The sequence below is a fragment of the Micromonospora sp. NPDC020750 genome (genome assembly GCF_044334565.1).
Lineage (GTDB): Bacteria > Actinomycetota > Actinomycetes > Mycobacteriales > Micromonosporaceae > Micromonospora.
The window spans coordinates 596953-610881 of the sequence record NZ_JBIRTH010000001.1 but is presented as its reverse complement, the minus strand read 5'-3'; the positions used below and the strand labels follow the sequence as shown (position 1 = coordinate 610881).

Below are 13929 nucleotides of genomic sequence, written 5' to 3'. Positions count from 1 at the left end.
CGCTACAACTGCACGCCGGTCAGCACCATGACGCGAGCGTCGGTGTAGTCGTCCATCGCGCTGCGCAGGCCCTCGCGGCCGACGCCGCTGCCCTTCACTCCCCCGTACGGCATCTGGTCGGCCCGGTACGACGGCACGTCGCCGACGATCACCCCGCCCACCTCCAGCGCCCGGTGGGCGGCGAAGGCCACGTCGAGGCGGTGGGTGAACACGCCCGCCTGGAGGCCGTACGTCGAGTCGTTGACGGCGGCGAACGCGGCGGTGTCGTTCTCGACCCGGGCGACCACCAGGACCGGCCCGAACACCTCCTCGGCGTGCACCTTCGCGTCGGCCGGCACCCCGGACAGCACGGTCGGCGGGTAGGTCGCGCCGTCGCGCCGGCCGCCCACCTCGATGGTCGCCCCGGCCACCACCGCCTCGTCGACCCACGCCTCGACCCGTTCGGCCGCCGCGACGGAGACCAGCGGCCCGACGTCGGTCAGCTCGTCGAACGGGTCTCCCGTCCGCAGCGCCTGCACCGACGCGACCAGCCTGGGCAGGAAGGCGTCGTAGAGCCACTCGTGCACGTACACCCGCTGCACGGCGATGCACGACTGCCCGGCCTGGTAGTTGGAGAACGTGGCGATCCGGTGCGCGGCGAAGGTCAGGTCCTCGTCGGTGTTCCAGTCCTCGCAGATGACGGCCGCCGCGTTGCCACCCAGCTCAAGGGTGACGTGCTTGTCGGGCACGGACCGACGGACGGCCGCGCCGACGGGCCCGGAGCCGGTGAACGACACCACCGGCAGCCTCGGGTCGGCGACCAGCTCGGCGGCGCGCTCGTTGGGCAGCGGCAGCACCGAGAACATCCCGGCGGGCAGCTCCGTCTCGGCGAGGATCCCGCCGAGCAGCAGCGCCGACAGCGGGGTGGCCGGGGCGGGCTTCACCACGATGGGCGCGCCGACCGCGATGGCCGGGGCGACCTTGTGCGCGACCAGGTTCAGCGGGAAGTTGAACGGCGCGATGCCGAGCACCGGCCCCTTCGGCACCCGCCGGACCAGGGCGATCCGCCCGGTGGCCGTCGGGTCGGTGTCGAGGCGTTGCAGCTCGCCGGAGAACCGTCGGGCCTCCTCGGCCGCCCAGCGGAACGTCGACACCGCGCGTCCCACCTCGGCCCGCGCCCACCTGACCGGCTTGCCGTTCTCGGCGGTGATCAGCGCGGCGACCTCCTCGGCCCGCTCGGCGAGCCGCCGCGACACGTGGTCCAGGGCCGCCGCGCGGGCGTGCGCGGGCAGGGCCGCGGCCTCCGCCGCCACCCCGGCCGCAGCCGCGACGGCGGCCTCGACCTGGTCGGGCGTGGCGAGGGTGGTACGCCCCACCGCCCGCCCGTCGTACGGGTGGGTGACGGTCAGCTCGCCCTCGCCGTGTGCGGGGCGGCCGGCGACGAAGAAGGCTCTCGGCTCCACACCTCGGCAGCCTAGACCACACGCACTCGCACGGAAACAGTCGCTCAAAACCTTGTCTGCCGCGAATTCGGTAGCCAAGATGGCAGTCAGATTCCGATAACCTCCGCTGTCCGCACCCTCGGCCATCCCTCGGAGACACCTGATGAGCGACCAGCAGAAGCTGCGCAACTTCGTCAACGGCGCGTACGTCGACCCGGTGGACGGCGGGTACGCCGACCTGATCGACCCGTGCACGGGCGAGGTCTTCGCCCAGTCGCCGGTCTCCGGCGTGGCGGACGTGGACGCGGCCATGGGGGCGGCCTCCGCCGCGTTCGAGACGTGGCGGGACACCACCCCGGGGGAACGGCAGAAGGCGCTGCTCAGGCTCGCCGACGCGGTGGAGGCGCGGGCGACCGAGCTGGTCGACGCGGAGGTCCGCAACACCGGTAAGCCCCGCCGACTCACCGCCGAGGAGGAACTGCCGCCGGCGGTGGACCAGTTCCGCTTCTTCGCCGGCGCGGCCCGGCTGCTGGAGGGCCGCTCCGCCGGGGAGTACCTGGCCGGGCACACCTCCTACGTACGGCGCGAGCCGATCGGCGTGTGCGCCCAGGTGACCCCGTGGAACTACCCGCTGATGATGGCGGTCTGGAAGATCGCCCCGGCGCTCGCGGCGGGCAACACGGTGGTGCTGAAGCCGTCGGACACCACGCCGGTGTCGACGCTGCTGCTGGCCGAGATCGCCGCCGAGTTCTTCCCGCCCGGGGTGTTCAACGTGGTCTGCGGCGACCGGGACACCGGTCGTACCCTCGTGTCGCACCCGACCCCCCAGCTCGTGTCGATCACGGGCTCGACCCGGGCGGGCATGGAGGTGGCCTCCGCCGCCGCGCCCGACCTGAAGCGGACCCACCTGGAGCTGGGCGGCAAGGCCCCGGTGGTGCTCTTCGACGACGCGGACGTGGCCGCGGCGGCCGAGGCGATCGCGATGGGCGGCTACTTCAACGCCGGCCAGGACTGCACGGCCGCGACCCGGGTGCTCGCCGGCCCCGGCATCCACGACGACTTCGTGGCCGCGCTCGCCGAGCAGGCCCGCAACACGAGGACCGGCGCCCCGGACGACGCCGACGTGCTGTACGGCCCGCTGAACAACGCCAACCAGCTCGCCCGGGTGAGCGGCTTCGTCGACCGGCTGCCGGACCACGCGGCGATCCGGGCTGGCGGCTCCCGGCAGGGCGAGCGCGGCTACTTCTACGCGCCGACCGTGGTTTCCGGGCTGCGCCAGGCCGACGAAATCATCCAGGAAGAGGTGTTCGGGCCGGTCATCACCGTTCAGCGCTTCTCCGACGAGGACGAGGCGGTGCGCTGGGCCAACGGCGTCGACTACGGCCTGTCGGCGTCGGTCTGGACGCGCGACCACGGCCGGGCGATGCGGATGACCCGCCGGCTCGACTTCGGCTGCGTCTGGGTGAACACCCACATCCCGTTCGTCTCGGAGATGCCGCACGGCGGCTTCAAGCACTCCGGGCACGGCAAGGACCTCTCGGTGTACAGCCTGGAGGACTACACCCGGATCAAGCACGTCATGCACAACATCGAGGGCTGACCGGTGGCATCGAGCGAGGAGCTGCACAAGCGGCGCGGCGCGGCGGTGGCCCGGGGCGTCGGCAGCGTCGTCGGCGCGTACGTGGACCGGGCGGGCGGCGGCACGATCACCGACGTCGACGGGCGGGAGTGGATCGACTTCGCCGCCGGCATCGCGGTCACCAACGTCGGCAACTCCGCGCCCCGGGTGGTCGAGGCGGTGAGGGCGCAGGTCGAGCGGTTCACCCACACCTGCTTCATGGTCGCGCCGTACGAGTCGTACGTGGCCGTCTGCGAGCGGCTCAACGCGCTCACCCCCGGCACGTTCGAGAAGCGCTCGGCGCTGTTCAACTCGGGCGCCGAGGCGGTGGAGAACGCGGTGAAGGTCGCCCGGCACGCCACCGGGCGCCCTGCGGTGGTGGTGTTCGACCACGCGTACCACGGCCGGACCAACCTGACCATGGCGTTGACCGCGAAGAACATGCCGTACAAGCACCGGTTCGGGCCGTTCGCCGGCGAGGTCTACCGGGTGCCGATGTCGTACCCGCTGCGGGACGGGGGGCTGTCCGGGGCGGAGGCCGCCGCCCGGGCGATCGAGACGGTGGAGAAGCAGGTCGGCGCGGAGAACGTCGCTGCGCTGCTGATCGAGCCGATCCAGGGCGAGGGCGGCTTCGTCGTACCGGCGCCGGGGTTCCTGCCGGCGTTGCGCGAGTGGTCGACGGCGGCCGGGGTGGTCTTCGTGGCCGACGAGATCCAGACCGGGTTCTGCCGAACCGGGGACTGGTTCGCCTGCGACCACGAGGACGTCGTCCCGGACCTGGTCACCCTGGCCAAGGGCATCGCCGGCGGCCTGCCGCTGGCGGCGGTGACCGGCCGGGCCGAGTTGATGGACGCGGTGCACGTGGGCGGCCTGGGCGGCACGTACGGCGGCAACCCGATCGCCTGCGCGGCGGCGCTGGCGACGATCGAGACCATGCACGAGCTGGACCTGGCCGCCACCGCCCGCCGGGTCGGGGCGACGATGGACGAGCGGCTGTGCGCCCTCGCCGCCGGCGATCCGCGGATCGCCGAGGTACGCGGCCGGGGCGCGATGCTCGCCGTGGAGCTGGTCCGGCCCGGCACCCTGGTCCCGGACCCGGCCGCCGCGGCGGCGGTCGCGGCGGCCTGCCACGCCGCCGGCCTGCTGGTGCTGACCTGCGGCACGTACGGCAATGTGCTGCGTCTGCTGCCCCCGCTGGTCATCTCCGACGCGGAGTTGGCCCGGGGCCTGGACATCCTCGACAACGCCTTCGGCTGACGGGGCCCGCAGCCCGGACGACACCGCCTGGAGGCCCGCGCCCGGCAGCCACCGGGCCTGCGGACGCGACGCCCGGACGAAACCCGGCCGGCAACCGGTACTGGCGATCGGCGGTGAGCTGCGTCACGATGGTCGCGAGGAGGTCGCCGATGGCTGACCCGTGGCTCGCCCTGGAGTTCGGCGCCGATCCGGCGGAGCGGATCGCGCAGGTCGGCGCCGCCCACGAGGCGTTCCTCGCGGGAACCGAGCCGGGCCGGGTGCGGGAGGTGGTCCGCCGGTCCTGGCAGCGCTCGGCGCTGGTCGACCCCGAGGTCGCCCCGCCGGTCGAGCTGACCGACGACGCGCTGGAGGGCTACCGGGCCGCCCACTCGCTGGCCCGGGTGCTGCCACTGTTCCGGGACCTGCTCGGAGGCATCGCCCTGGACGGCGCGCACCTGATGGCGGTCTGCGACGCGCACGGGCGGCTGCTCTGGGTGGAGGGGCATCCCGGGGTGCTCCGGCACGCCGAGCGGATGAACTTCGTGCCCGGCGCCCGCTGGGACGAGGCGCACGCCGGCACCAACGCCCCCGGCACCGCCCTGGCCTGCGACCACAGCGTGCAGATCTTCGCCACCGAGCACTTCAGCCGGCGCGTGCAGCGCTGGACCTGCGCCGCCGCCCCGATCCACGATCCGGCCACCGGGCGGCTGCTCGGCGCGGTCGACATCACCGGCGGCGACCACCTCGCCCACCCGCAGAGCCTCGCCCTGGTCCGGGCCACCGCCCGGGCCGCCGAGGCCCAGCTCGCCGCCACCCGCCCGGCCGAGCCGGACTCGGTCACCGTGCGCGCGCTGGGCCGCGACGAGGCGGAGGTGCGCGTCGGCGGGCGGACCGTCCGGCTCGGCCGCCGGCACAGCGAGCTGCTGGTGCTGCTGCTCGACCATCCCGAGGGGCGCACCGGCGAGCAGCTCGGCCTCGACCTGTACGGCGACGACCGGCTGCATCCGGTCACCCTGCGCGCCGAGCTGTCCCGGCTGCGCCGGGCGCTGGGGGCGGAGCTGCTCGACTCCCGCCCGTACCGGCTGCGCGCCCGGGTGCGGGCGGACTTCCGGACCGTCACCGAGCTGTTGGAACGCGGTGAGGTGGCGGGGGCACTCGACGCGTACCCCGGGTCGTTGCTGCCCTCCTCCGACGCGCCGGGGGTCGCGCGGCTGCGCCAGCTGTTCGACGGGCAGTTGCGCGCCGCCGTGCTGGCCGGCGGCGACCCGACGGCGCTCGCGGCCTGGACCGCGACGCCCGCCGGCACCGACGACCTGGTCGCCTGGCAGGCCCTGGCGCGGGCGCTGCCGCCGGGCGCGCCCCGCCGGCCCCTCGCGCTGGCCCGCGCCCGCCAGCTCGGCATCGAGTACGACCTCCCGCGCGCAACGTCGCTGCAACGTCGGGGTAACTAACCTCGCCGCCGTCACCCCGAGCACCGACGGCGGAGGTACCGATGACGCGCTACGACGCGCCCACCCACTGGCAGTCCCGCTACGACCACTTCATCGGCGGCGAGTACGTCAAGCCGCACGGCGGCCAGTACTTCGAGAATCCCACCCCGATCACCGGCCAGACGTTCTGCGAGGTGGCCCGCGGCACCGCCGAGGACGTCGAACGCGCCCTCGACGCCGCCCACGGCGCGGCCGATGCCTGGGGCCGCACCCCGGTCGCCGAGCGGGCGCTGATCCTCAACCGGATCGCCGACCGGATGCAGGAGAACCTGGAGTCCCTCGCGGTCGCCGAGACCTGGGAGAACGGCAAGCCGGTACGGGAGACCCTGGCCGCCGACATTCCGCTCGCCATCGACCACTTCCGGTACTTCGCCGGTGCGATCCGGGCCCAGGAGGGCAGCCTCGGCGAGCTGGACGACGACACCGTGGCGTACCACTTCCACGAGCCGCTCGGCGTGGTCGGGCAGATCATCCCGTGGAACTTCCCGATCCTGATGGCCGTCTGGAAGCTCGCCCCGGCCCTCGCGGCCGGCAACGCCGTGGTGCTCAAGCCCGCCGAGCAGACCCCGGCGTCCATCCACCACCTGATCTCGCTGATCGCCGACCTGCTCCCGCCCGGCGTGGTCAACGTCGTCAACGGTTTCGGCGTCGAGGCGGGCAAGCCGCTGGCCTCCTCGCCCCGGGTGGCGAAGGTGGCGTTCACCGGCGAGACCACCACCGGGCGGCTGATCATGCAGTACGCCAGCGAGAACATCAAGCCGGTAACCCTGGAGCTGGGCGGCAAGAGCCCGAACATCTTCTTCGACGACGTGAGCGCGGCGTCCGACGACTTCCTGGACAAGGCCCTCGAAGGGTTCACCATGTTCGCCCTCAACTCCGGCGAGGTCTGCACCTGCCCGTCGAGGGCGCTGATCCAGCAGGGCCACTACGCCGACTTCCTCGCCGCGGCGGTGGACCGCACCCGGGCGGTACGCCAGGGACACCCGCTCGACACCGACACGATGATCGGCGCGCAGGCGTCCAACGACCAACTGGAGAAGATCCTGTCCTACCTGGACATCGGCCGCCAGGAGGGCGCGCGCGTGCTCACCGGCGGCGAGCGCGCCGACCTCGGCGGGGAGCTGTCCGGCGGGTACTACGTGCAGCCGACCATCTTCGAAGGCGACAACTCGATGCGGATCTTCCAGGAGGAGATCTTCGGCCCGGTCGTCTCGGTGACCTCCTTCGCCGACCTCGACGAAGCCGTGAAGATCGCCAACGACACCCTGTACGGGCTCGGGGCCGGCGTCTGGACCCGGGACATGAACACCGCGTACCGGGCCGGGCGGGCGATCCAGGCCGGTCGGGTCTGGACGAACTGCTACCACGCGTACCCGGCGCACGCCGCGTTCGGCGGGTACAAGCAGTCCGGCATCGGCCGGGAGAACCACAAGATGATGCTGGAGCACTACCAGCAGACGAAGAACCTCCTGGTCAGCTACTCCCCCAAGAAGCTCGGCTTCTTCTGATGGCCGATCCGGTCGGCGCCGGCGCGCGTTTCCCACCCGACCCGGGCAGCACGTCGTCGCCCGTCTCCCTCACCCCCGCGGCGGCCGAGCTGATCCGGTCGCTGCGGGGGCGGCACGGTCGACGTGGTCCCGGGCCGGGGCAGCGGCTTCAGCCTGGAGGCCCCCGACGGCGTCCGCTTCCTGATCCGCTCCCACCTCACACCCAACCCCACCCCCTGACCGCCCGGTGCGGGAACGACGGAATCCCTCGACCAGCCGATGACCACCCGCTGCCTCAAGCACGAGAAATGTGCTCGGGGCAGCGGGTGGCACCGCTGGTCAGGCAATCTGGCGCAGGTCGTTGCCATAGTCGAAGATGATCCGGAGCCGGGCGCCCAGGGCGGCGGCGTAGCGGCTCAGCGTGGCGACCTCGTTGACGTCGAGGTCACCGTTCTCGATCTGGCTCACCCGGCCCGGGGTGACTCCCATCAGCTCGGCCACCTGGCGCTGAGTGAGCCCGAGCCGCTTGCGCTCCTCAGCCAGGTGGAAGGCGCTCATCCAGGCCTCGGTTCGGGCACGCTCCCGCTCGTACGCGACGTCGTCGTCCCTAAGCTCGTCGCGGATGTCCTCCCAGTCGTGGAACTCGGTCATGGTTCCCCCCTTCGCTGACTCTCATGGTGCAGCCATGCCTTGTAGGAGATCTCGGCCAGCGGGATGTTGTCCCGATACCACCGGGTCCAGTTGTGCGCCTTGTTCCCCGCGACGAGCAGCACGGCCTGAGACCACGGATCGAAGACGAACAACACCCGCACTGCTATATCCCGCCCGGATCGGGGCCGCAGCTCCTTCAGGTTGCTGATGTTCGACCCTCGCAGGGTGTCCACCAGCGGACGGCCGAGCGCCGGGCCGGCCTCCGCGAGCATGTCGATCGCCACGCTCACGGACCGGTAGGTGTCGGGGTCCGTCCGCCGCAGCTCGCGAAGCCACGCCCGGACCTCTCCGGTGACCCGCACAGACCAACACCGATTCGCTGCCGAACCCATGGCAAAACTATAGCCCAAGCTAAACCTGGGATGGTGGGTCAGCGTTCCTGGAGCCCCCAGGGCGAGCCGTAGCCGGTGAGCAGGTCGAGGAACGGGCGCGGGGGCAGCGCCTCCGGGCCGAGCACGCCGGTGCCGGACCACGCGCCGGTGGCGAGCAGTTCCAGGGCGACGACGGGGTTGACGGCGGTCTGCCAGACGACGGCCTGGTGGCCGTACTCGCGCATGGACCACTCGTTGTCGACGACGTGGTAGAGGTAGACCTCGCGGGGCTCGCCCGACTTCGACAGGCCCCGGACCCAAGTGCCGGCGCAGGTCTTGCCGCGCATCTTCGCCCCGAGGGTGGCCGGGTCGGGCAGGCAGGCGGCCACCACGTCGCGCGGGGACATCGGCACGCCGCGCACGGTGACCGGTTCGGTGGAGTCCAGGCCGAGCTTGTGCAGGGTGCGCAGGACCTCAATGAACTCCTCGCCGAGGCCGTACTTGAAGGTGACCCGCCGCGCGTCGACCCAGCGCGGGATGAGCAGCACCTCCTCGTGCTCGACGTTGACGCACTCCACCGGGCCGATCCCCTCGGGGAAGTGGAACACCTCGGGCTCGCTGAACGGCTCTGTGGTGTACCAGCCCCGATCCTTCTCCCAGATCACCGGCGGGTTCAGGCACTCCTCGATCGTCGTCCAGATGGAGAAGGACGGGGCGAAGGCGTGGCCCTCCACGGTCAGGTTCGCGCCGTCGCGTACCCCGATCTCGTCGATCTCGCCGAACAGCTCGTCGGCGGCGTACCGGGCGAAGATGTCCGACAGGCCCGGCTCGACGCCGATGCCGCACAGCGCGAGCCGGCCCGCCCCGGCCCACCGGTCGGCGGCGGCGAACTGGTCGTCGCCGAGCTTCACGCCGGTCTCGGCGTGCGGGCGCTTCGGATGCGGGTGGGACAGGGACATCGCCATGTCGAGGTAGTCAGCGCCGGCCGCGTACGCGCCGTCGAAGATCGGCATGACGAAGCGCGGGTCGACGGCGTTGAGCACGTGGGTGATCCGGTGCTCGCGGCACAGCGCGGCCACCGCGTCGGCGCGGGAGGCGTCGACGGTCGCGGCGACGAAGCGGTCCCCGTGGCCGTCGACCGCGCGGGCGGCGCGGGCGGGATCGGCGTCGGCGACGACCATGGTGTCGAAGAATGTTCGGCGGGCGGCGATGGCGACGGCGGCGGAGCCGACACCGCCGGCGCCGACGAGCAGGATGCGCATCAGGTATCGAACCCCAAACCAAGACGATCGAGCGTACGGAGCCAGAGGTTGCGCCGGCCGTCACGCGCGTCGGCGCGGGCCAGCGACCATCGGGTGAGGTGGATGCCGGCGGCCCGGACGGGCTCCGGCGGGAACGGCAGCGGCTTGCCCCGGACCAGGTCGAGCCGGGTCAGCGGGGTGTCCCCGTCGGCCAGCAGGTCGAGCATCACCCGCGCGCCGAACCGGGTGGCCCCGACGCCGAGACCGGTGTAGCCGGCGGCGTAGGCCAGCCGCCCGTCGTACGCGGTGCCGAAGAACGGGCAGAACCGGGTGCAGGTGTCGATGACGCCGCCCCAGCGGTGACTGAAGCGCACGTCGGCGAGCTGCGGGAACGTGGTGAAGAAGTGCTCGGCGAGGGCGGTGAAGGTGGCCGGCCGCTGCTCCAGCTCGGGGGCGACCCGGTTGCCGTGGTGGTAGACCGCGTCGTAGCCGCCGAACAGGATCCGCCCGTCGCCGGTGATCCGGTAGTAGTGGAACTGGTTGCCGGTGTCGGCGAGCCCCTGCCGGTTGCGCCAGCCGATCGCGTCCCGCTGGGCCGGGGTCAACGGCTCGGTCATCAGGGCGTAGTCGTAGACGGGGACGATCCAGGCGCGCAGCCGGCGCAGCAGTGGCGGGAACGCGTTGGTGGCGAGGACGACCCGCCGGGCGCGGACGACGCCGGGGGCCTGCCCGACGCCGCCGAGGGTGGCGGCGCGCAGGGCGGGGCCGTCGCCACGCAGGCCGGTGACCCGGGTGTGCTCGTGGATGCGCACACCGAGGTCGAGGCAGGCGCGGCGCAGCCCCCAGGCCAGCCGCGCCGGGTCGAGCATCGCCACCCGGTCGCGGTCCCACAGCCCACCGAGGTACGTCGGCGAGTCGACCTCGGCGCGCACCTCGTCGCGGTCGAGCAGCCGCGTGTCGTGGCCGTACCGGCGGGCCAGTTCCACATCCTCGGCGAGCCCGGCGAGCTGGTACGGCTCGACGGCCACCGCCAGTTCGCCCGTGCGCTCGAAGTCGCAGTCGATGCCGTACGCGTCGACGGTGGCGGCGATGTCGGCCAGGTTCTCCCGGCCGAGGCGTTCCAGCTCGGCGATCTCGCCGGGGAAACGGCCCGCCCCGTTGGCCAGCCCGTGGGTGAGCGAGGCGGCGCAGAACCCACCGTTGCGCCCGGACGCCGCCCAGCCGCAGGTGCCGGCCTCGACGAGCAGCACGTCGGCGTCGGGGTCGGCCTGCTTGGCCAGCAGGGCCGCCCACAGCCCGCTGTACCCGCCGCCGATCACCAGCAGGTCGGCGGCGTGGGCGCCGGTCAGCGGAGGCAGCGGGTCGGGGCGTTCCGGCCGGTCGAGCCAGTACGGCACGGGCGCCGCGTCGGCGAGCGCCCGGCCGGTATGCGGGAGGATCATGACGGGTTCTTCGTCCGGCGGTCGGCTGTCGGGGCGACCGGCAGGCCGGAGGCCGAGGTGACCGGGCGGCCTGCTGTCGGGGGGATCGGGAGGGCTACGCGGCGGGACCGCCGCCCACGCAGCGAGGTGAGCCCGACGAGCAGCAGCGCGATCACGAACATCGCCGTGCCGATGACGTTGACCTGCGGCGGGATGCCCCGCTGGGCGGCACCCCAGACGTACATCGGGAACGTGACGGTGGTGCCCGCGTTGAAGTTCGTGATGATGAAGTCGTCGAAGCTGAGCGAGAACGCCAGCAGCGCGGCGGCCACGATTCCGGGGAGCACCAGCGGCAGGGTGACCAGGCGGAACGCCTGCCACGGGCCGGCGTACAGGTCCGCCGCGGCCTCCTCCAGCCGCCGGTCCATCCCGGCGAGCCGCGCCTTGACCGTCACCACCACAAACGACACGCAGAACATGACGTGTGCGATGACGACGGTCCAGAAGCCCTGCGGCACGCCGGCGGAGACGAACAGGGCCAGCAGCGAGGTGCCCATCACCAGCTCGGGGGTGGCCATCGGCAGGAAGATCAGCAGGTTGATCCCGGACCGGCCGGTGAACCGGTGCCGGACCAGCGCGAACGCCATCAGCGTGCCGAGCACGGTGGCGACGACGGTGGAGATGAAGCCGATCTGCACGCTGCGCAGCACGGCATCGCACATGTCGGAGGTGGCGCAGGGCTGCCGCCAGTTGTCGAGCGTGAACTCGTTGAAGTCGTACGACAGGCGGCTGGACGGGCGGTTGAACGACAGGGCCGCGACCACGGCGATCGGCAGGGACAGGTAGCCGAGCACCAGCAGGGCCACGCCCATCACCCAGCGGTCGGCCAGCCAACGGAAGAACCGGCTCATCAGAGGACCTCCTCCGTGCCGGCCCGGCGCAGGTAGCCGAAGACCACCGCGAGGATCGCCGCCATCAGCAGGAACGACAGGGCCGCGCCCTGCGGGTAGTCCAGCCGGACCAGGAACGCCGAGTCGATGACGTTGCCGATCATGTACTCGTTGGGGGTGCCGAGCAGCTCCGCGTTGATGTAGTCGCCGGTGGCCGGGATGAAGAACAGCAGCGTGCCGGCGGTCAGGCCGGGCATCGACAACGGCAGGGTGACCCGGCGGAACGTCTGCACCGGGCTCGCGTACAGGTCGCCGGCCGCCTCCAGCAGCCGGTGGTCGAGCCGCTCCAGGCTCGCGTACAGCGGCAGCACCAGGAAGGGCAGGAAGTTGTACGTCAGCCCGAGGATCACCGCGATCGGCGTGGCCAGCAGCCGACCGTCGGGGCCGAGCAGGTGCACGTCGCGCAGCAGCCCGACCAGAGCGCCGTTGTCGGACAGGATCGTCTTCCAGGCCAGGGTGCGCACCAGGAAGCTGGTGAACATCGGGGCGACCACGCAGACCAGCAGCAGGTTCTTCCACCGGCCGGCCTTCTGCGCGATCGCGTACGCCAGCGGGTAGCCCATCAGCAGGGCCAGCACCAGGGCGATCCCGGCGTACCCGAAGGAGCGGGCGAACTGCGGCCAGTACGCCTGCAACACGTCCGGGTAGTTGCCGAACGCCCAGGTCAGCACGTACCCGGTGGAGAGCGAGCCGCTGGGGTCGTACAGGCTCGCGGCGGCGAGCTGGAACAGCGGCACGGCGAAGAACAGCAGCAGCCAGGCCGCGCCGGGCAGGAGCAGCAGGTACGGCAGCAGCCGGTGCCGCCCGCGACGGGCCGGCGGCGGGGTCCCCGCCGGCCGCCCCGTCGACGTGGGTACGTGGGCCAGCGCCGTCACGAGGACGCACCCACCGGCTCGTCGAGCAGGCCGACGGTGCGGTCGTCCTGACCCGGCTCCCGGGGCAGCAGGAACGCGTGCCGGGGGTCCCAGTGCGCCACCACGGACGCGCCGACCGGCAGCCGGCCGCCGAGCCCGCTGTTCGCCGCGAACGCGGACAGCTCGCCGCCCCAGCCGGTGCGCACCAGGTACTGGGTGCTGACCCCGACGTACGAGGCGTCGGTGACCACGCCGGTGACGTACTGGTGGCCGGCGGGAACCTGATCGGCGGAGTCCGCCAGGTGCAGCTTCTCGGGGCGTACCCCCAGGTAGACCGTGCCCCGGTCGGCACGGGCGCGGTCGGCGGGCACGGAGAAGCCGGCACCGTGGGCGGTGACCGGCACCTCGGACCCGGCGGGACCGGCTGCCTCGGCGGCGAGCAGGTTGGACTGGCCGAGGAAGTTCGCCACGAACGCGGTGGCCGGGTACTCGTAGATGTCGGCCGGGGCGCCGAGCTGCTCGATCCGCCCCGCGTTCATCACCGCGACGGTGTCGGCCATGGTCATGGCCTCCTCCTGGTCGTGGGTGACGTGCACGAAGGTGATCCCGACCTCGGTCTGGATGCGCTTCAGCTCGATCTGCATCTGCCGGCGCAGCTTCAGGTCGAGCGCGCCGAGCGGCTCGTCGAGCAGCAGCACCTGGGGCCGGTTGATCAGCGCGCGGGCCAGCGCGACCCGCTGCTGCTGCCCGCCCGAGAGCTGGGCCGGGCGGCGGTGGCCGAAGTCGTCGAGCTGCACCAGCGCGAGCATCCGCATGACCTCGTCGTCGACGGAGCGGATGCCGCGCCGCCGCAGCCCGAACGCCACGTTCTCGAAGATGTTGAGGTGCGGGAAGAGCGCGTAGCTCTGGAACACGGTGTTGACCGGCCGCTTGTACGGGCGCAGCCGCGCGATGTCCCGGTCACCGAGCAGCAACTGACCGCTCGTCGGCTGCTCCAAGCCGGCGATCATGCGCAGGGTGGTGGTCTTGCCGCAGCCGGACGCCCCGAGCAGGGCGAAGAACGAGCCCTGCGGGATGGTGAGGCTGAGGTCGTCGACCGCGGTGAAGATGCCGAACCTCTTGGTCAGGTTGACCAGCCGCAGGTCGCCGGCCGGCGCGTCGCGTCCCGTCGTCTTCGCGCTCATCCCCA

12 protein-coding genes and 1 pseudogene are annotated in these 13929 nt (G+C 72.5%); 5 read left to right on the top strand and 8 right to left on the bottom strand.

Going from position 1 to position 13929, the window contains the following annotated elements:
* Positions 1-2 precede the first annotated feature (2 nt).
* Complete coding sequence (locus ACH4T9_RS02890) at positions 3-1442, bottom strand: aldehyde dehydrogenase family protein (protein WP_396669493.1); 1440 nt, start codon at positions 1440-1442, stop codon at positions 3-5.
* Between the two features lie 142 nt (positions 1443-1584).
* On the opposite strand from ACH4T9_RS02890, the gene ACH4T9_RS02885 reads away from it, so the two are divergent.
* From ACH4T9_RS02885 to ACH4T9_RS02865, 5 genes and pseudogenes are all read left to right on the top strand, one after another.
* Positions 1585-3021 carry a gamma-aminobutyraldehyde dehydrogenase gene (locus ACH4T9_RS02885; protein WP_396669492.1) on the top strand — a complete coding sequence of 479 codons (1437 nt, stop codon included), beginning with the start codon at positions 1585-1587 and terminating at the stop codon, positions 3019-3021.
* A gap of 3 nt (positions 3022-3024) precedes the next feature.
* Positions 3025-4296 carry a 4-aminobutyrate--2-oxoglutarate transaminase gene (gene gabT / locus ACH4T9_RS02880; protein WP_396669491.1) on the top strand — a complete coding sequence of 424 codons (1272 nt, stop codon included), beginning with the start codon at positions 3025-3027 and terminating at the stop codon, positions 4294-4296.
* 149 nt (positions 4297-4445) lie between these two features.
* Positions 4446-5726 (top strand): GAF domain-containing protein, encoded by a 1281-nt coding sequence (locus ACH4T9_RS02875; protein WP_396669490.1) that lies wholly within the window; start codon positions 4446-4448, stop codon positions 5724-5726.
* A 41-nt stretch (positions 5727-5767) separates the two neighbouring features.
* Positions 5768-7273, top strand: a complete 1506-nt coding sequence (gene adh / locus ACH4T9_RS02870) for an aldehyde dehydrogenase (RefSeq protein ID WP_396669489.1) — start codon at positions 5768-5770, stop codon at positions 7271-7273.
* Positions 7274-7387: 114 nt separating this feature from the next.
* Positions 7388-7492 (top strand): annotated as a pseudogene (locus tag ACH4T9_RS02865) (DUF779 domain-containing protein); the annotation flags it as partial.
* A gap of 99 nt (positions 7493-7591) precedes the next feature.
* Here ACH4T9_RS02865 and ACH4T9_RS02860 read toward each other — a convergent pair.
* From ACH4T9_RS02860 to ACH4T9_RS02830, 7 genes are read right to left on the bottom strand one after another with little or no spacing between them, the layout of a single operon-like run.
* The gene (locus ACH4T9_RS02860) at positions 7592-7903 is read right to left on the bottom strand and encodes a helix-turn-helix domain-containing protein (RefSeq protein WP_396669488.1); all 312 of its coding nucleotides are present in this window, start codon (positions 7901-7903) and stop codon (positions 7592-7594) included.
* Positions 7900-8295: a type II toxin-antitoxin system RelE/ParE family toxin gene (locus ACH4T9_RS02855; protein ID WP_396669487.1), complete on the bottom strand. Its 396-nt coding sequence runs from the start codon at positions 8293-8295 to the stop codon at positions 7900-7902. Before ACH4T9_RS02855 ends, ACH4T9_RS02860 begins: the two co-directional genes overlap by 4 nt.
* Positions 8296-8333: 38 nt before the next feature.
* Positions 8334-9536: a saccharopine dehydrogenase family protein gene (locus ACH4T9_RS02850; RefSeq protein ID WP_396669486.1), complete on the bottom strand. Its 1203-nt coding sequence runs from the start codon at positions 9534-9536 to the stop codon at positions 8334-8336.
* Positions 9536-10957, bottom strand: a complete 1422-nt coding sequence (locus ACH4T9_RS02845; protein WP_396669485.1) for an NAD(P)/FAD-dependent oxidoreductase — start codon at positions 10955-10957, stop codon at positions 9536-9538. Before ACH4T9_RS02845 ends, ACH4T9_RS02850 begins: the two co-directional genes overlap by 1 nt.
* Positions 10954-11847, bottom strand: a complete 894-nt coding sequence (locus tag ACH4T9_RS02840; protein ID WP_396669484.1) for an ABC transporter permease — start codon at positions 11845-11847, stop codon at positions 10954-10956. The genes ACH4T9_RS02845 and ACH4T9_RS02840 overlap by 4 nt, the downstream gene beginning before the upstream one ends.
* Complete coding sequence (locus ACH4T9_RS02835) at positions 11847-12761, bottom strand: ABC transporter permease (RefSeq protein WP_396669483.1); 915 nt, start codon at positions 12759-12761, stop codon at positions 11847-11849. Before ACH4T9_RS02835 ends, ACH4T9_RS02840 begins: the two co-directional genes overlap by 1 nt.
* A complete protein-coding gene (locus tag ACH4T9_RS02830; protein WP_396669482.1) occupies positions 12758-13924 on the bottom strand; it encodes an ABC transporter ATP-binding protein in 1167 nt (388 codons plus the stop codon). Before ACH4T9_RS02830 ends, ACH4T9_RS02835 begins: the two co-directional genes overlap by 4 nt.
* Positions 13925-13929: the final 5 nt, after the last annotated feature.